We start from the raw sequence: 17465 nt of genomic DNA, 5'->3' as shown, positions 1-17465 counted from the left end.
GATTTTTTGCCTCCCGGAAATGTCATGGCGCCAGTCCGATTGCTGTCGAACTGGCGCCATGTTTGCATATATCGTTAGAGTGATTTCGTGACCCGGGCATTTGCCCGCCCGATGGTATGGAGGAAAGCGGCCGATGGCCCGTATTTTCAAAGCTCAAACCTTCTCCCGCGGAGCCCGGACGGCAGCCGCAGCGATGCTGGCGGCCTTTGTTGCAGTGTCGCCGGCCCATGTCGCGCTTGCGCAGGGGCCAGCTTCCGTCGCCGATCTGGCGGAAGGTCTTGCCGATGCGGTGGTGAACATCTCGACCGAGCAGACCGTTCAGGCCCGCCGGTCGATCCCCATGCCGAAGCTGCCGGAGGGCTCTCCCTTCCAGGAGTTCTTCGATGAATTCTTCAACCGCCAGAACAACGATGAAGGCGGTGAGGGCGGCAGATCTCCGCGCCGGGTTCAGTCGCTGGGCTCCGGCTTTGTCATTGACGGCACCGAAGGCATCATCATCACGAACAATCACGTGATCGAGGATGCGGACGAGATTACCGCCAATTTCAATGATGGCTCAAAGCTGAAGGCAGAGGTCATCGGCGTTGACGAAAAGACCGATATTGCCGTGCTGAAGGTGACCCCGGTAAAGCCGCTGAAAGCCGTTGAATTCGGCGACAGCGAGGTGATCCGCGTCGGCGACTGGGTGATGGCCATCGGCAATCCCTTCGGCCTCGGCGGCACGGTCACCGTCGGCATCGTCTCCGCCCGAAAGCGCGATATCAATGCCGGCCCCTATGACAACTTCATCCAGACGGACGCTGCCATCAACCGGGGCAACTCGGGCGGCCCTCTGTTCGACATGAATGGCAAGGTCATCGGCATCAACACGGCCATCATCTCCCCGTCGGGCGGCTCGATCGGCATCGGCTTTGCCATTCCCTCGAACACGGCCACCGCCGTCATTGCGCAGCTGCGTGAGTTCGGCGAGACCCGCCGCGGCTGGCTGGGCGTGCGCATTCAGGAAGTGACTGACGAAATCGCGGAAAGCCTGGGAATGGACAAGGCCATGGGTGCGCTGGTTGCCGGTGTGTCCGATGACGGCCCGGCTGCTGCTGCCAAGATCCTGCCGGGGGATGTGGTCGTCGAGTTCGACGGCAGGCCTGTTCCGGCGATGCGCGACCTGCCTCGTATGGTGGCCGACACGGCCATCGGCAAGGAAGTGGATGTTGTCGTGCTGCGCAAGGGCGAGCGGATGACGCTGAAGGTGACGCTTGGCCGCCTTGAAGAGGCAGATGCAGCCGGTGCGGCTGAGGAAGAGAAAAAGCCGGCAGAGGAAGAGCAGAAGACCAGCGAAGTGCTGGGCATGAAGCTGGCGGTTCTCGACGATGCCCTGCGCGAAAAATTCCAGATCAATGCTGAGGTTGAGGGCGTTGTCGTGACCGAGGTGATCGCTGGCAGTTCCGCAGAAGAGAAGCGGATCCAGGCAGGTGATACCATCAAGGAAGTCGCCCAGGAGCCGGTCAAGACGCCCGAAGAAGCTGCTGCCCAGGTCGAGAAGCTGAAAAAGGGCGGCCGGAAGTCGGCGTTGCTGCTGCTGGCCAATCCGAACGGAGAGTTGCGCTTCATTCCGGTGCGGATTGAGGAACAGAAGTAAAATCAGGCTCTTGTCTTATCTTGCCTGATCGGGGCGCGGACATGTTCCGCGCCCCTTGCTTTTGATATGCAACCTCTGAGTGCCCATGTCCCGGAGGGGGCGCCTTTAATGACGCTACGTTATTTTCTTGTTTGACGTATGTTTTTTACGAAACGTATAGCAATTTATACGAGTGTTATCCTGGTCAGGGGCTCGCTTTATCCGCTGCCATGAATTGGGCGGCGCAGGTGGTGTTTTGAGTGTTGTTTGCCTGAGGCAGGAACTCCAGATGGGGTAGGTTCTGGATGCGCTTTTGGTTTTCATTACCTTTGCTCCTGCGATTTCAGCGCCTGCGCATTGCTGTTGCCGGCTTCGGCGGCGTCCTTGTTCTCCTTATCCTGAGCCTCGGTCTTGTCAGCATCCGGCAGATGCAGGCGGTGTCCGGCGGCATGCATCTGATGAGCCAGGCGACAGGTCCGCTCTATGTGGACGCCCTTCGCGCAACGGCCAGCGTCCAGCAGATTGCCGGCCTGTCGCGGACATTGATTGATGAGTGTTTCTTCCGCACGGGCGGAGATCCGGCGCTTGCAGCCTTCAATCTGCGGTCAGTCGATTATTCCGAGCTTGATGCACTTGATATGTCGATCCGGCAGCGCAATCTCGAGACGCTGGGCCAGGATGCGATCCGGGCGCGGGATGATTTCAAGAGAATTCAGGGCGAGGTTCTGGCCGTCTGCGACCAGCATATTCTGAACTCTCAGGAGCGCAGGCGCGTCGAGGAGCGTATCCGCTTCAACTTCAAGCGCATGAATGCGACGCTGGACAGGCTGCTGGAACAGGTGGATGGCGCAGTTGCGCTTGACGAGCGCAGCATGCGCGAGATGATCGGCAAAGCTGATGGTCTTGAGGCTGAGAGGGCGCGGCTCGGTTCAGCCATGGTGGAGAACTGGCCGGTTATTCGTCTTGCCTATGACCTGCGCAAGGAAGTGGAGCGGTTCGATGCCAGTCTGCTGGGGGACAGGTATGCGGCAGGCACACGCAATCTTGGCGAGACGATCCAGAACCAGAATCTCGCAGCACAGGGCATTGGAGCGATTTCCCGCCAGCTGATGCCCTGGCTGGAGGCTCAGTCTTCTTTTCCCCGGACACGGCCGCTGCGCGATGCAATCCGCGCCGTATCCAGCGAGGTGGAGGCCGGCGGTCCGCTGGAGACCGTTCTGCAACAGGCAATTACCATCGACCGGGCCCGGACGGATGTGATGCGCCTGCTGCGGCTTTCTGAATACCGGCTGACGAAGGCGGTGCAAAAACTTGCCATCTGGGCGCGTAAGCAGAATGAGGATACCACGGCGATGATCACCCGGCGCATCGATGCCGGGATGTTCACGATTCTCGCGGTGGCAGCCTTTGCCTGCCTTGCCTGTATCGGAGCCGTGCTTGCCTTTGGTGCTGCCGTGGCGCGGCCGGTCGAACGGCTTACGCGCCATGCCAGAGCCCTGCGGGATGCGGGCGATGCCATCCATCCGGTGCCGGAGGATCTGATCAGGCGCCCGGACGAGATCGGAGAGCTGGGCGCGGCGTTTGACAGCCTGATGCAGTCACTGGAGGCTGCACGGCAGGATCTGCTGGCCTCGTCCCGTCAGGAGGTGAAGCAGCAGTTCGACCGGTTGTCCTCGGCGGTGGAGAGCATTCCGCAAGGGATCCTGATGTGCGGGCCGGATGACCGGGTGATCCTTGCCAATGGCAACTTCCGTGCATTGTTTGATCTGTCCGAGGCGGCGGTTCAGCCCGGCACCACCCGGGCCGGGGTCGTTTCAGCCTGCATCGGGCAGGGGGCGCAGGTGATTGCCGACGAAGGCCCGCAGGATCAGAGGCTGGCGGCCGGGCTGCAGGTGACGCGCAAGCGTATCGTTCAGGTGCGGGACGAACGCACCATCGTGGTCACCATTGCCAGGACGGAAGAAGGCGGGTCAGTCGCGGTCTATGAAGATGTGACGGAGCGCCAGCGGCAGGAGAAGCGCATTGCCCATCTTGCCCATCATGACTCCTTGACCGGCCTTGCCAATCGCATCCTGTTCCGCGAGAAGGCCGAGGAATATGTTGCCCGCAGCCTTGCGACAGGCCATCCGACGGCACTGCTTTATCTTGATCTGGACCAGTTCAAGACGGTCAACGACACGCTTGGGCATCCGGTGGGGGACAGGCTTCTGGTCGAGGTTGCTGCGCGTTTGAGGCAGGCGATCGGCGAAGAAGATCTGATTGCCCGCTTGGGCGGCGATGAGTTCGCCATCGTGCTGCATGGCCGGCGCAGCCCTGCGCAGGCTGCGGAAATAGCGGACCGGATCATCGATGCCATCGGCCAGCCTTTCGATATCAGCGGACAGTGCATCTTTGTCGGCGTCTCCATCGGCATTGCCATCTCTCCGCAGGATGGGGAAGACGCGGACACGCTTCTCATGCATGCGGATATGGCGCTGTACCGGGCCAAGCAGGACGGGCGCAACATCCACCGTTTCTTCGAGATGTCGATGGATGCCCAGATCCAGCAGCGCCGGGAACTGGAGCTCGACCTGCGCTCGGCGCTCGCGGAGGACCAGTTCCAGCTGCATTATCAGCCGCTTTATGACCTCAACCATGGTCAGATTGCGTGTTTCGAAGCTTTGATCCGCTGGCCGCACCCTGAACGCGGCAACATTCCGCCCTGTGAGTTCATTCCCATCGCCGAGGAAACCGGGCTGATCAGCGCTATTGGCTCCTGGGTCCTGAAACAGGCCTGCCGTGAGGCATCCTCCTGGCCTTCGGACGTGCGGGTGGCCGTCAATATCTCTCCGGTTCAGTTCCGCACGCGCACATTGGTCCTCGATGTCCTTTCGGCGCTTGGCGCATCGGGCCTTGCGGCGAGCGGCCTGGAAATCGAAGTCACTGAAGGTGTGCTGCTGCAGGATACCGAAGCGACGCTTACGACCCTTGAAGAGTTGAGGAGCCTTGGCGTGCGTATCGTCATGAATGATTTCGGTACCGGCTACTCGAGCCTCAGCTATTTGCAGAAGTTCCGCTTTGACAAGGTGAAGATCGACCGGGCCTTTGTTCAGGATATTCATGAGGGGGAAGACAAGCGGGCCGTGGTGCGCGCCGTTACCAGCCTCTGCGCCAGTCTCGGAATTGAAACGACTGCAGAAGGGGTGGAGACGGCAGCCCAGATGGAGGCCTTGCGCCGGGAAGGCTGTTCGCAGGCACAGGGCTTCTTCATTGGCCGCCCCATGCCTGCGGCTGATGTCCTGCAACTCCTCAAGGCGAGCGACACGCCGCAAAAGCAGGCCAGCGGCATGCCGGTGCGTATCCCGGCCTGAACAAGGCCCGCCTGAGCAAGATACGCCTCAGGCGGCGAAGTCCTGCAAGCGGTATCCCTGAATGAAGAGCAGCGCCGTCAGGTCGCCGTGATCGACGCGCATGTCCGCTTCCGCCGCCACCTTCGGCTTGGCGTGATAGGCAACGCCCACACCTGCACGGGCGATCATGGCAAGGTCGTTGGCTCCGTCACCCACAGCCATGGTCTCGCCGAAGGCAAGCCCCTTCTCCGCCACCAGCTGTTCAAGCCGCTCGCGCTTGGCTTCGCGGCCAAGAATCGGCTCGCGCACCGTGCCGGACAGCTGGCCGTCCGCATGCTCCAGAATGTTGGCGCGGTTCTCGTCAAAGCCGATGCGCTCGGCCACGGGGCCGGTAAACAGGGTGAAGCCGCCTGAGACCAGTGCGCAATAGGCGCCATTGGCCTTCATCGTGCGCACCAGCGCAACAGCACCGGGCATCAGGGTGATGCGCTTGTCCAGAACATCGGCGACGGCGGCAACCGGCAGGCCCTTGAGCAGGCCAACACGCTCGCGCAGGGCGGGCTCGAACTCGATTTCGCCGCGCATGGCGCGCTCGGTGATGGCGGCGATATGATCCTTCAGACCGAGTTCTGCGGCCAGTTCGTCGATGCACTCCTGCCCGATCATGGTGGAATCCATGTCGGCGATCAGCAGCCGCTTGCGCCGGCCCTCGGCAGGCTGCACAAAGACGTCAACCGGGCGGGTGCCGGCAAGCGCGCGCAGGCGGGCTTCCACGTCACGGGCGGGCAGCTCCAGCCCCACGGAGAGATCGGCGGCAACGCCGGGAGAGAGAAGGGCAGGGGCGTCTGCGCTGTTCAGCAGGCGGGCGGCTTCGGCCAGAAACGTATCATCAAGGGCCGGGAAAGCCGGATTGGAAACGAGCGTGGCAACCAGAGACGGCATCGGGGAACCTCTTGAAAGGGCAGAAGGCCGGAGCAACATGGCCGGAACAGCAAAAACCGCGATCCTGATAGCCGGGCCGACGGCCAGCGGCAAGTCGGCATTGGCCATTGAACTGGCGCAAGCCGCCAATGGCGTTGTGATCAATGCCGATTCCATGCAGCTCTACCGTGAATTGCGGCTGGTGACGGCGCGTCCTTCCGCCGAAGACGAAGCACTGGTGCCGCACCGGCTTTATGGGTGCCTGAATGCCAGCGAGGCCTTTTCGACCGGTGCCTATCTCGATCTGGTGCGCGGTGAGATTGAAGCCGTCCGGGCTGAGGGCAAGCTGCCGGTGCTGGTGGGTGGCACGGGGCTCTATTTCCGGGCGCTGACACAGGGGTTTGCCGAAGTGCCGCCGATTCCTGCCGCCATTCGGGAGCAGTGCCGGCGGCTTGCCACGGAGGGCGGCATTTCAGCCGTTCGCTCAGAGCTTGCCCCGCTGGATGCAGAAGCTGCGGAGCGGCTGATGGACCTGCAGCGCCTGACAAGGGCGCTGGAGGTGGCGCTGGGCACCGGCCGGACACTGGCAGACTGGCAGGCAAAGGCGCACGGGACGCCGCTGCTGGGGCCAGAAGGGCTGGTGAAGGTGGTTCTCGCCCCGCCGCGCCCCTGGCTGCATGCGCGTATTGCGCTGCGCGCACAGATGATGCTGGCCCCCGAAGGCCTTGCTGAGGTGGAGGCGCTGCTGGCGCAGGGACTGCCGGATACGCTGCCGGCCATGCGGGCCATCGGCATTGCCGAAATCGGCGCGCTGCTGCGCGGGGAATGCGGCCGGGAAGAGGCGCATTTCGCCCTGACGGTGGCCACCCGCCAGTATGCCAAACGGCAGGAGACCTTTTTCCGCGGGCAACTGGCCGATTGGCCGCGCAAGGATCCGCAGGCGCAGGACCTGGCTTTGCTGGCGCGTGAAATCCTCAATGATTTCTGATGGTTGTCAAACTGTCAGGGAACTGTCGCCGGATTGTCGTCAAACAGCCCTTTAAAGCGCACAATCGCTCTCTATCTCCTCATCCCGTCAAAAATAACGATGAGGACGAAGGGAGAATGCGCAATGCAGGATACCGTACTGGCGACACGCCGTTTACGCCTCGTACCCTTCACGCCGGACGATCTGGATGAGCTGAAAACGCTTCATGCAGATCCGGAAGTGAACGCTCATCTCGACATCAGCCGCCGCTTTTCCCGGCGTGTGCCGGACGATATCTGGCTGGCGAGCCGTCTGGTTGATTACGTCACCAGCCATGCGTTGCAGGGTTTCGGCATGTGGAAGGTTCTGGCGAAAGACGGCACCTTCATCGGCCGGGCCGGCTTCGAGCCGCATGAACCGACCTCCGAAATCAGCATGGAGATCGTCATCGGCCGTCCGCACTGGGGGCAGGGTCTTGCCAGCGAGCTGTCTCCGGCGCTGGTGAACTGGTTCTTCCTCAACACCTATTACAGCCACCTGATCTGCCTCGTCGCCCGCGGCAATGCGGCGGCGCGCAAGGTGTTGCACCGGGCGGGGCTCAACTGGCGGGAAACCCGCTGGTCCTGCGGTCTGCCCTGTGACGTCTACCAGATTCTCAACCCGTCGCTGCGGCGGCTGGTGGCGAACGGATGATACCAACTCGCGATGAGCCCGCCTCATCGAGAGTTGGTTAAGCCTGTGCGGCGCCTGAGCAATTTCAAGGCCGATGCGTCAGCATCGAAAGCCTTGGCATGCGGCATCACCCGTGCAGGGCGCGGCTGTCCTCGGGGGCTTGCGTGCGGTCTTCGAGGCCATAATCGCGGATGACGGTGGCAACGCGCAGGCGGTAGCCCGCGAACATGCGGGTCCGCCCGGCGGTTTGCGCGTCCCGGTGGCTGGCAAGGCTGCGCCATTCGGCAAGGGCCTCCTCATCGCGCCAGAAGGACAGGGAGACGAACTTGCCCGGTGTCGTCACGCTTTCAAAGCGCTCCACCGAGATGAAGCCGTCGATCTTTGACAACTCGCTTTTCAGTGCGCCCGCAAGATCGAAATAGGCGGAGACATGACCCGCATGCGGTTCGACTTCAAAGATCACGGCGATCATGGCTGGCTCCTCCGGGCTGGCTCTGGCTTGCGAGCATGACACGGTTTGCGGCCGGATCAAGGCTGGAGCGGGCACAGCAGTTTTTCCCTATGGGAGAGCATGAAACGGAAAACCCGGCACCGCAGCTGCGGCGCCGGGCTTTCAGAAAGTCAGGCTTGGCTACAGATCAGCTGGCCTTGAGCGCGCCCGGGTTGCTGGACTGCTGGCGCAGGTTGAGGCGGTTCATCGCCGCCACATAGGCGCGGGCAGAGGCCACCAGCGTGTCGGTGTCGGCGCCCTTGCCGGTGGCAATGCGGCCATTGGCTTCGAGGCGGACGGAGACTTCCGCCTGCGCATCCGTGCCCTCGGTCACCGCATGCACCTGATAGAGCGACAGGGTGGCGTTGTGCGGGCAGATGGCGCGGATGGCCTTGAAGGTTGCGTCCACCGGGCCGTCGCCCGTGGCTTCCTTCGTTTCGTGGCGGCCGTTGATGTCCATGGTGAGAATGGCCTTCTGCGGACCACCGGTGCCGGCAATCACGGTCAGCGCAATCACCTTGGCGCCTTCGCCGGAGGTGGAGATTTCATCCTCGACCAGCGCCTCGATGTCCTCGTCATAGACGTTCTTCTTGCGGTCTGCGAGGTCCTTGAAGCGGCGGAAAGCCTCCTGCAGGGCGTTGTCACCGAGCTCGTAGCCGAGTTCCTTAAGCTTGTCCTTGAAGGCATGGCGGCCGGAATGCTTGCCCATGACGAGCGAGGTGGCCTTCACGCCGACGTCCTCAGGGCGCATGATTTCGTAGGTTTCGGCGTTCTTGAGCATCCCGTCCTGGTGAATGCCGCTCTCATGCGCAAAGGCATTCTTGCCGACAATGGCCTTGTTGTACTGCACAGGGAAGTTCGACACAGCCGACACCAGCTTCGAGGCGCGGGTGAGGAACTTCGGCTCGACGTTGCAGCCATAGGGATAGATGTCGGAGCGGGTGCGGATCGCCATGACGATCTCTTCCAGTGCCGCATTGCCGGCACGCTCGCCGAGGCCGTTGATGGTGCACTCGATCTGGCGCGCGCCGCCAGCCACACCGGCCAGCGAGTTGGCAACAGCGAGGCCAAGGTCATTGTGGCAATGCACCGAGAAAATGGCCTTGTCTGCATTCGGCACGCGGTTGCGGATCTGGGCGAACATGTCGCGGTATTCGTCCGGCGTTGCGTAACCCACCGTATCGGGCAGGTTGATAGTGGTGGCACCGGCCTTGATGGCAGCTTCCACCGTGCGGCAGAGATAGTCGATCGGCGTGCGGGTGGCGTCCATGGCCGACCATTCCACATCGTCGATGAGGTTGCGGGCACGGGCCACCGTGTCGCTGATGATGGCCAGCACCTCGTCCTCGGTCTTGTTCATCTGGTATTTCAGATGGATCGGCGAGGTGGAGACGAAGGTGTGGATGCGGCCGCGCCCGGCAAAGCGCACAGCTTCGCCGCAGCGGTCGATATCGGCATGGATGGCGCGGGCGAGACCGGCGATGACCGAACGCTTGGAGCGCTTGGCAATCTCGCGCACGGACTCGAAGTCACCGTTGGAGGCAATCGGGAAACCGGCTTCTATGATGTCGACGCCCATGTCGTCGAGCAGCTCTGCCACCTGGAGCTTTTCTTCCAGCGTCATGGATGCGCCCGGCGACTGTTCGCCATCGCGCAAGGTGGTATCGAAGATGAGGACCTGGTCCTTGGAGCCGGTGGTGGTCATGGGTGTTCCTTCCCTTGGTGTCTCCCGCCAGCCCTGATGTCATACCCTTGGTAGCGGGGTCTCGGACGGGAGCGATCAGACGTAATCGGGTGAGTTCGCTATCCCCTGAGAGCCCGCCCGCGCATGGGGCAGCCGACGCTCAGGGGCATCTAAGCAGAAGCAGCTTGCCAAGCAGAAGGGCGCGCGCGGAAAGGCCGCTACGCAGAAGCGCGGTGGTCTTGGAGCCAGTCATGTCGCAAGCGGCGATCATGAAATTCAGGGCCTTTCCCGTGCCGGCAGGGCGCCGGACATGCGTTAATTGCAAAATTGTGTAGCGGATGGGGCCGCCTCACGCAAGAGGGGAGTTCCCCTCAAACGAAAAGCTCGCCCCTTGCAACCAGAACGGCCTGCCCGCCGATGCGCACGGCATGAAGCTTGCGCGCGGCAATGTCGATCTCCAGATCGATCAGCGACGGGCGGCCCATGAAGAAACCCTGCTCGATGCGGATGAAGTGGGTGCCGTTGGGAAGCGCGTCGTAGAACTGCACGACACCGGCAAAGGCAGCCGCCGCCGAGCCCGTTGCCGGATCTTCCGGAACACCCATGCCCGGGGCAAACATGCGGGCGTGGAAGGCGCTTTCGGTGGAGCGGGTCTCGCGGCAATAGACATAGGCGTTGTTGTGGTCGTCATGGCCGAAGGCGGCGGCCCAGCGGCTCTGGTCCGGCTTGGAACGGGCGAGCGCTTCCAGATCCCGCACCGGCACATAGGTGAAGGCGGGACCCACCTTGAAGCGGCTGGGCGTGTGATTCTCGAAGCCGATCTCGGATACGTCCAGCGAAAGGGCGGCGGCGATCAGCTCCGGATTGACGGTGGGACCCGCCGGTTCGGGCAGCTTCGGCACGTCGAATTCGGCAAAGGCGGCTGCATTTTCGCGCAGGATGACGGCGCAGCGCACGGTGCCGATCTTTTCCTTCAGCACCACCACCGCATCCTGCTCGCCCTTCACCTCGCCGAAGCGTTCGATGGCGAGAAGGACAGCCGTGCCGACAGTGGGATGCCCGGCAAAGGGCAGTTCGGATTCAGGCGTGAAGATGCGGATGGAGGCGGACTGGCCGGGATTTTCCGGCGGGAAGACGAAGACGGTTTCGGACAGGTTGAACTCGCGGGCAATCACCTGCATCTGCGCGGTTTCGAGGCCTTCGGAGTCCAGAACCACGGCCAGCGGATTTCCGGCCAGCGCCTTGTTCGTGAACACATCAAGCACAGCGTAACGGCGTCCCATCAGCAATGTCTCCTGCAAGCTCCCCTGGCGCGCAGAGGCCGGTTCAAGGTGAGGCCGGACTTTTGCATGGTTTCCGCAGCTTCGCCAGCCCGGCTTTTTCATCTTTGGTGAATGGAAAATTTAAGATTGGGGCAACAGGCGGCGTGCAATGACGCGGGCATAACCGGGCACTTTCAGCCCCTTGAGATCCCCCGTCTTCCTCAGGATGACGATATCGGCCAGCTCCTCCTCCGGGTCTGTGGCTGCATGGGCGAGCATCCGTGCACGCAGTTCCTGCGCGGTAGCAGAAAATGTCAGTTCCTGCCCGATGCAGATGCGCTGACCGTCGAACAGGGCAAAGAGGGCGCCTTTCCGGGCCGTGTTGATATCCAGGCCCGTCTCCTCCAGCAGTTCGCGGGCGATGGAGCCTTCCACATCGACGCTGCTGTCAGGCCTGAGGTCATTCAGATCGAGGTTGCCGGCTGGCGGATAGCAGGACCCGTGATTGGCGGTCTTCGGCCCCATGACGCCATAAAGAAGCGCACCGTCGCTGCTGCGCACGATGGCCGCACCGAACAGGTTGTAGGCTTCCCGGTCCGGTGCACCCCAGTCACGCCAGGCCAGAAAGGAGGAGTAATTCACCTCAGCGCAGCGGGCGGTGAGGGTGCCCCTGTCATGCTGCACCTGCAGCGTATGCAGTTTACGCCCGTTCCACAGGTTCGGATTGGCGCTGGTGAGGCTCTGCCAGTGGGCGGCGATGGCTTTGGCTTCGTTCGCTTCGAAGGACCAGCCCTGCGCACGCGACAGATGCATGGCAATGCCGTTTAACGGCAGGTACTGCGGCTCGAAGCTGCGCTCCATCATCGGAATATGCAGATCCGGGACCATGATGGAGGGGCGCTCGCTCAACGTCCGGTAGCCCAGATGATGGTAGAAGGACGCCGCATGCGGGTCGCTCTCCAGCAGGATGCGGTAGATTTCCTGATCGCGCGCCAGATCCTCGATTGCCGACAGCAGCAGGCGGCCAAGGCCCTGGCCCTGATGCTCCGGCGCAACGAAAAGGAAGCCAAGATAGAAATGGTCCTGCCGCATTTCTCCGCCCGCAAAGGCCGCCATGCGCCCCTCGCGCTCCGCAACGATCAGAAGCTGCGAGGTGATGGTGGCCGGAGAGATGCGCTGCCCGGCGCGGAAGGCATCCATGACTGCTGCCGGATAGCCCCAGGAGGCTTTGGCACGGTGCAGGATCTGCGTCAGTTCCGGAGCATCGGACAAACGGGCACGGCGCAGGCTGAGGCTCGGAAACACTGGAGAAATCCACGTATGAAAAGAATAAAAGGGCACACTATGGCTAGCGTGCCCTTTTGTGTCCCGCAAGGGCGGGATCTGTTTCTTCCGTCAGTGGCGGCCTGCCATTACAGCTTGATGCCCGCTCTTAAGGTTTGATAAACGTGCCATTGCGCAGTTCCGTCACCGCCTGGATCAGCTCCTCACGGGTGTTCATCACGATGGGACCGTGCCAGGCGATCGGCTCGCGGATCGGAGCGCCGGAGACGAGCAGGAAGCGCATGCCTTCCTCGCCGGCCTGCACCACCACCTCGTCACCCGCCCCGAAGATCACCAGCGTGCGGTTGCCGGTTTCGTCGCGGATGTAGATTTCCTCGTTGTCGAGTTCCTTCTCCGTCAGCACGCCGAAGGGCTTGGAAGCATCGGCGAAGCGGCCTGCGCCTTCAAAGATATAGGCGAAGGCCTGACGGCGGGTGTCGACCGGCAGGCGCTTGGCGCGGCCCGGCGGAATGGTGATGTCGAGATACTGCGGGTCGGCGGCAATGCCGTCCACCGGCCCGCGGCGGCCCCAGAACTCGCCGCAGACAACGCGCACGATCGTGCCGTCATCGTCCTGAATGACGGGGATGTCCTTGGATTCCACATCCTGATAGCGCGGCGCAGTCATCTTCAGGTTCGAAGGCAGGTTGGCCCAGAGCTGGAAGCCGTGCATGCGGCCCTTGGCGTCACCTTTCGGCATTTCCTGATGCATGATGCCGCGCCCGGCGGTCATCCACTGCACATCGCCAGCCCCAAGCGTGCCGGTGTTGCCGAGGCTGTCGCCATGGTCAACGGTTCCGGCCAGCACATAGGTGATGGTTTCGATGCCGCGATGCGGATGCCAGGGGAAACCTGCGAGGTAATCGCGCGGGTTTTCATTTCGGAAGTCGTCCATCATCAGGAACGGATCGGTCAGCTCCGGGTCCTGAAAACCGAACACTCGGTGCAGATGGACGCCAGCGCCTTCCAGCGCAGGGGTGGTGCCAGAGATCTGGCGGACGGGACGGATGGACATGGCAGCCTCCGGTTGTCTTGTGAAGTTGAGCCAAAAATAGGCCGGGCCGGGCCGGTGGCCAAGGGCGCTGGACCGGACACAGTGTTCAATGTTAGTGAACGGCGCGGTGAACGATGCATTGCTGCAAAATGCGGCAGAGGGGTTTAAAGCTGACGCAGGAACACTATTATCCAGCCCTATCCTGCCTTCGCGTTCCTCCCTCCTGCACGGACCCCGCCATGCAACCGGCTATTTCCATCGAAGCCCTTTCCAAGATTTATGACAGCGGCTTTCAGGCGCTGAAGTCCGTCGATCTGTCCATCGGAAAGGGGGAGCTTTTTGCCCTGCTTGGGCCCAATGGCGCAGGCAAGACCACGCTGATTTCCATCATCTGCGGGCTCGTGCGTGCCTCTTCCGGGCGTGTGCTGGTCAACGGGCACGATACGGTCAGTGATTACCGCGCTGCCCGGCGCATGATTGGTCTGGTGCCGCAGGAACTGACGACCGAGTCCTTCGAGACGGTCTGGGCGACAGTGAGCTTCAGCCGCGGACTTTTTGGCCTGCCGAAGGACCCGGCCCATATCGAAAAGATCCTGAAAGACCTGTCCCTGTGGGACAAGAAGGATGCCCGTATCATGACGCTTTCGGGCGGCATGAAGCGGCGTGTGCTGATTGCCAAGGCTCTGGCGCATGAGCCGCAGGTGCTGTTCCTCGACGAGCCAACGGCAGGCGTCGACGTGGAACTGCGCCGCGACATGTGGCAGGTGGTGCGGCGGCTGAAGGAGTCCGGCGTCACCATCATTCTCACCACCCATTACATCGAGGAGGCCGAGGAAATGGCCGACCGGGTGGGCGTGATCAACAAGGGCGAGATCGTTCTCGTGGAAGAAAAGAACGCCCTGATGAGCAAGCTCGGCAAGAAGCAGCTGAGCCTGCAGCTGAACGAGCCGCTGGCAGCGATCCCGGAAAGCCTCTGTGCCCATGATCTGGCGCTGGAAGATGATGGCAGGGAACTGGTCTATACCTATGATACCCAGGGCGAGCGGACCGGCATCACCAGCCTGATGAGTGACCTGCGGGAGGCCGGCATCGCCTTCCGCGACCTGCAGACCCGGCAGGATTCGCTTGAAAAAATCTTCGTCAATCTGGTGAGGCAGTCCCAATGAACTTTCGTGCCATTCAGGCCATCTATACATTCGAGATGGCCCGCACCCTGCGGACACTCTTCCAGAGCATTGTCTCGCCGGTGATTTCCACCTCGCTCTATTTCATCGTCTTTGGTGCCGCGATCGGCTCGCGCATTCAGGAGGTGGACGGCATCAGCTACGGCGCCTTCATCGTGCCGGGGTTGACGATGCTGTCGCTGCTGACACAGAGCATTTCCAACGCTTCCTTCGGCATCTTCTTCCCGCGCTTCACTGGCACGGTGTTCGAGGTGCTGTCGGCACCGGTATCCTATCTGGAAATCGTTATCGGCTATGTGGGGGCGGCGGCGACCAAGGCCATGCTTGTGGGGGCGATCATCCTCATCACGGCCAGTCTTTTCGTCGATCTGCACATCCAGCATCCGGTCTGGATGGTGCTGTTCTTCGTGCTGACATCCGTCACTTTCGCGCTGCTCGGCTTCATCATCGGCATCTGGGCCCGCAATTTCGAGCAGTTGCAGTTCGTGCCGCTGCTGATCGTCACGCCGCTCGCCTTCCTCGGCGGCAGCTTCTATTCGATCCGCATGCTGCCGGAGTTCTGGCAGACTGTGACCCTGTTCAATCCAGTCGTCTATCTCATCTCCGGTTTCCGCTGGAGCTTCTACGGTCAGGCGGACGTTGGGGTGGAGCTATCGCTGGCGATGACGCTTTTGTTCCTGGTGCTTTGCCTTGGGGTGATTGCGTGGATCTTCAGGACCGGCTATCGCCTCAAGTCATGATCCGGCTGACAAGGTGAGAGAGTACCCGGCGTGACTGCATCTGTTTCCCATTCCACGGCGGCCCTGCGCATTCTGCGCGCCGGGCTCGCCGGTCTAGCCATTCTTGCATTGGCCGCCTGCCAGAGCGCGCAGCAGGCCTCGCGCCCGCCCGCCATGGCCGCTGTTGCCGCTGCGCCCGCAGTGCAGGCCACGGCAGCTCCTGCGCCGCTGGCGGTGTCACTGGCGCCTGCCAAGGCCGAAGTGCGCGGCAAGTCGGTGCTGGTGGTGGATATGGCAACGGGGCAGGAGCTGGACAGTTTCAACGCCGACGCACCGCGTTATCCGGCCTCGCTGACGAAGATGATGACACTCTATCTGCTTTTCGAAGCGATCGACCGGGGAGAAATCTCTCTTGACAGCCAGCTTCGGGTCTCCGCCCGTGCTGCCTCCCGCCCGCCTGCCAAGCTGGGCGTCGGTGAGGGCGGCTCGCTGAGGGTTGAAGAGGCGGTGCAGGCGCTGGCGATCCGCTCGGCCAATGACATTGCAGTGGCGGTGGCCGAACAGCTTGCCGGCAGTGAGGACGCCTTTGCTGCCGAAATGACCCGCAAGGCCTTGCAGCTCGGTATGAGCCGCACCCGTTTCGTCAACGCTTCCGGCCTGCCCGACACCCGGCAGGTGACCACGGCGCGCGACATGGCTACGCTGGGGCTGGCCCTGCGCCGCCGTTTCCCGCAGCACATGCACTATTTCAGCGCCCAGTCCTTCCAGTTCCGCGGCCGCACCATCGAGGCGACCAACAAGCTGCTGGGCAAGGTTCCGGGCGTGGATGGCCTGAAGACCGGGCACATTGACATGGCCGGTTACAATCTTGTCGCAACCGGCCGCCGTAACGGCCGCCAGCTGATGGTCGTGGTCATCGGCGGGGCAACGGAAGCAGCCCGTGACCAGGAAGTGACCGCGCTGTTCGAGCGGTATTTCGCCTCTGGCACTGCGAGCCTGATGAACTGATCTCAGCTGCCGGACTTCACGCGAGCACCGGGCCCATGAGTTTGATGACAATCACACGGCCTCTCCGCGTCATCCCCGCCAAGCGTAGCGCGAGCCGGGACCGGTGAGCCGGGCTGCAGGTTGTTTCAATGAGTTCGTAGAGCCGGCAGGCCTTGACCCACCGGTACCGGATCTCCGCTCCGCTACGTCCGGTATGACGGTCGAGGGGGGCAGCAGTCTGATGGGCCCGTCAGTGACGGGCCCATCATTTTGTTCGCTACGGCCTGACTTCAGGATCAGTTGCGGGTCTTGTCGACCAGCGCGCCCTTCTTGATCCACGGCATCATGCCGCGCAGCTTGGCGCCGACTTCCTCGATCTGGTGAGCGTCGTTCAGGCGGCGGGTTGCCTTGAACTTGGCGGCGCCAGCACGGTACTCCTGCATCCAGTCGGAGGTGAACTTGCCGGTCTGGATGTCCTTGAGGACGCGCTTCATCTCTTCCTTGGTCTCGGCCGTCACGATGCGCGGGCCGGTGACATACTCGCCCCACTCGGCGGTGTTGGAGATGGAGTAGTTCATGTTGGCAATGCCGCCCTCATAGATGAGGTCGACGATCAGCTTCACTTCGTGCAGGCACTCGAAATAGGCCATTTCAGGAGCGTAGCCGGCTTCCACCAGGGTCTCGAAACCCGCGCGGATCAGCTCGACGAGGCCGCCGCACAGAACGGCCTGCTCGCCGAACAGGTCGGTCTCGCACTCTTCCTTGAAGGTGGTTTCGATGATGCCCGAACGGCCGCCGCCAACGCCGCAGGCGTAGGACAGGCCGAGGTCAAGGGCATTGCCCGAAGCGTTCTGGTGAACGGCCACGAGGCACGGCACGCCGCCGCCCTTCTCGTATTCGCCGCGCACGGTGTGGCCCGGCCCCTTCGGAGCGACCATGAGCACGTCAACGGTGGACTTCGGCTCGATCAGGCCGAAGTGGACGTTGAGGCCGTGAGCGAAGGCAATGGCGGCACCGTCACGGATGTTGGCTTCGATGTGGTCCTTGTAGATGTCGGCCTGCAGCTCGTCCGGGGTCGCCATCATCATCAGGTCGGCCCAGGCGGCAGCTTCTGCCACGCTCATGACCTTGAGGCCGTCGGCCTCGACCTTCTTGGCGGTGGTGGAGCCGGGGCGCAGGGCAACGACGATGTCCTTGCAGCCGCTGTCCTTCAGGTTCAGCGCATGGGCGCGGCCCTGCGAGCCGTAACCGATGATGGCGACCTTCTTGGACTTGATGAGGTTCAGATCGGCATCGCGATCGTAATAAACACGCATGG

At 62.4% G+C, this 17465-nt stretch carries 14 protein-coding genes; 7 read left to right on the top strand and 7 right to left on the bottom strand.

The genetic code is table 11. From position 1 onward, the window contains the following. Positions 1-133: 133 nt before the first annotated feature. Both ASC48_RS00860 and ASC48_RS00855 read left to right on the top strand, forming a co-directional pair. On the top strand, positions 134-1636 hold the full coding sequence (locus ASC48_RS00860; RefSeq protein WP_055453945.1) for a Do family serine endopeptidase: 1503 nt from the start codon (positions 134-136) through the stop codon (positions 1634-1636). 437 nt (positions 1637-2073) lie between these two features. After that, complete coding sequence (locus ASC48_RS00855) at positions 2074-4965, top strand: EAL domain-containing protein (RefSeq protein WP_167345102.1); 2892 nt, start codon at positions 2074-2076, stop codon at positions 4963-4965. Between the two features lie 27 nt (positions 4966-4992). On the opposite strand, the gene serB is transcribed toward ASC48_RS00855, so the two are convergent. Then, positions 4993-5886, bottom strand: a complete 894-nt coding sequence (serB, locus tag ASC48_RS00850) for a phosphoserine phosphatase SerB (protein ID WP_055453943.1) — start codon at positions 5884-5886, stop codon at positions 4993-4995. Positions 5887-5923: 37 nt separating this feature from the next. On the opposite strand from serB, the gene miaA reads away from it, so the two are divergent. Both miaA and ASC48_RS00840 read left to right on the top strand, forming a co-directional pair. Further along, on the top strand, positions 5924-6853 hold the full coding sequence (gene miaA / locus ASC48_RS00845; protein ID WP_055453942.1) for a tRNA (adenosine(37)-N6)-dimethylallyltransferase MiaA: 930 nt from the start codon (positions 5924-5926) through the stop codon (positions 6851-6853). A 123-nt stretch (positions 6854-6976) separates the two neighbouring features. After that, entirely contained in the window at positions 6977-7525 is a 549-nt protein-coding gene (locus ASC48_RS00840) for a GNAT family N-acetyltransferase (protein WP_050474209.1), read from the top strand. 106 nt (positions 7526-7631) lie between these two features. Here ASC48_RS00840 and ASC48_RS00835 read toward each other — a convergent pair whose 3' ends face one another. The 5 genes from ASC48_RS00835 to ASC48_RS00815 form a co-directional block, all read right to left on the bottom strand. Next, positions 7632-7976, bottom strand: a complete 345-nt coding sequence (locus tag ASC48_RS00835; protein ID WP_055453941.1) for an antibiotic biosynthesis monooxygenase family protein — start codon at positions 7974-7976, stop codon at positions 7632-7634. Positions 7977-8142: 166 nt separating this feature from the next. Further along, the gene (locus ASC48_RS00830; protein WP_055453940.1) at positions 8143-9699 is read right to left on the bottom strand and encodes a 2-isopropylmalate synthase; all 1557 of its coding nucleotides are present in this window, start codon (positions 9697-9699) and stop codon (positions 8143-8145) included. 350 nt (positions 9700-10049) lie between these two features. Next, positions 10050-10961, bottom strand: a complete 912-nt coding sequence (locus tag ASC48_RS00825) for a PhzF family phenazine biosynthesis protein (RefSeq protein WP_055453939.1) — start codon at positions 10959-10961, stop codon at positions 10050-10052. Positions 10962-11081: 120 nt separating this feature from the next. Then, complete coding sequence (locus ASC48_RS00820) at positions 11082-12245, bottom strand: GNAT family N-acetyltransferase (protein ID WP_055453938.1); 1164 nt, start codon at positions 12243-12245, stop codon at positions 11082-11084. Positions 12246-12372: 127 nt separating this feature from the next. Next, complete coding sequence (locus ASC48_RS00815) at positions 12373-13278, bottom strand: pirin family protein (RefSeq protein WP_055453937.1); 906 nt, start codon at positions 13276-13278, stop codon at positions 12373-12375. 218 nt (positions 13279-13496) lie between these two features. Between ASC48_RS00815 and ASC48_RS00810 the strand changes: the two genes are divergently transcribed. The 3 genes from ASC48_RS00810 to ASC48_RS00800 are packed head-to-tail and all read left to right on the top strand — an operon-like array spanning position 13497 to position 16168. After that, positions 13497-14423, top strand: coding sequence for an ABC transporter ATP-binding protein (locus ASC48_RS00810; protein WP_055453936.1), 927 nt, complete (start codon positions 13497-13499; stop codon positions 14421-14423). Beyond that, on the top strand, positions 14420-15181 hold the full coding sequence (locus ASC48_RS00805) for an ABC transporter permease (RefSeq protein WP_055453935.1): 762 nt from the start codon (positions 14420-14422) through the stop codon (positions 15179-15181). Before ASC48_RS00810 ends, ASC48_RS00805 begins: the two co-directional genes overlap by 4 nt. Positions 15182-15211: 30 nt before the next feature. After that, positions 15212-16168, top strand: a complete 957-nt coding sequence (locus ASC48_RS00800; RefSeq protein WP_244269970.1) for a D-alanyl-D-alanine carboxypeptidase family protein — start codon at positions 15212-15214, stop codon at positions 16166-16168. Between the two features lie 275 nt (positions 16169-16443). Here ASC48_RS00800 and ilvC read toward each other — a convergent pair whose 3' ends face one another. Then, positions 16444-17463, bottom strand: coding sequence for a ketol-acid reductoisomerase (gene ilvC, locus ASC48_RS00795; protein ID WP_055453934.1), 1020 nt, complete (start codon positions 17461-17463; stop codon positions 16444-16446). Between the last annotated feature and the right edge of the window lie 2 nt (positions 17464-17465).

It is taken from the genome of Pannonibacter indicus (genome assembly GCF_001418225.1).
Classification (GTDB): domain Bacteria; phylum Pseudomonadota; class Alphaproteobacteria; order Rhizobiales; family Stappiaceae; genus Pannonibacter; species Pannonibacter indicus.
The sequence above is the reverse complement of the archived record's forward strand: the minus strand, read 5'-3'. Positions and strand labels throughout refer to the sequence as shown.

Excerpts from the sequence above, each read along its gene's own strand:
- ASC48_RS00860 (WP_055453945.1), top strand. The coding sequence starts at position 134 with ATGGCCCGTATTTTCAAAGCTCAAACCTTCTCCCGCGGAGCCCGGACG.
- ASC48_RS00855 (WP_167345102.1), top strand. The coding sequence starts at position 2,074 with ATGAGCCAGGCGACAGGTCCGCTCTATGTGGACGCCCTTCGCGCAACG.
- serB (WP_055453943.1), bottom strand. The coding sequence starts at position 5,886 with ATGCCGTCTCTGGTTGCCACGCTCGTTTCCAATCCGGCTTTCCCGGCC.
- miaA (WP_055453942.1), top strand. The coding sequence starts at position 5,924 with ATGGCCGGAACAGCAAAAACCGCGATCCTGATAGCCGGGCCGACGGCC.
- ASC48_RS00840 (WP_050474209.1), top strand. The coding sequence starts at position 6,977 with ATGCAGGATACCGTACTGGCGACACGCCGTTTACGCCTCGTACCCTTC.
- ASC48_RS00835 (WP_055453941.1), bottom strand. The coding sequence starts at position 7,976 with ATGATCGCCGTGATCTTTGAAGTCGAACCGCATGCGGGTCATGTCTCC.
- ASC48_RS00830 (WP_055453940.1), bottom strand. The coding sequence starts at position 9,699 with ATGACCACCACCGGCTCCAAGGACCAGGTCCTCATCTTCGATACCACC.
- ASC48_RS00825 (WP_055453939.1), bottom strand. The coding sequence starts at position 10,961 with ATGGGACGCCGTTACGCTGTGCTTGATGTGTTCACGAACAAGGCGCTG.
- ASC48_RS00815 (WP_055453937.1), bottom strand. The coding sequence starts at position 13,278 with ATGTCCATCCGTCCCGTCCGCCAGATCTCTGGCACCACCCCTGCGCTG.
- ASC48_RS00810 (WP_055453936.1), top strand. The coding sequence starts at position 13,497 with ATGCAACCGGCTATTTCCATCGAAGCCCTTTCCAAGATTTATGACAGC.
- ASC48_RS00805 (WP_055453935.1), top strand. The coding sequence starts at position 14,420 with ATGAACTTTCGTGCCATTCAGGCCATCTATACATTCGAGATGGCCCGC.
- ilvC (WP_055453934.1), bottom strand. The coding sequence starts at position 17,463 with ATGCGTGTTTATTACGATCGCGATGCCGATCTGAACCTCATCAAGTCC.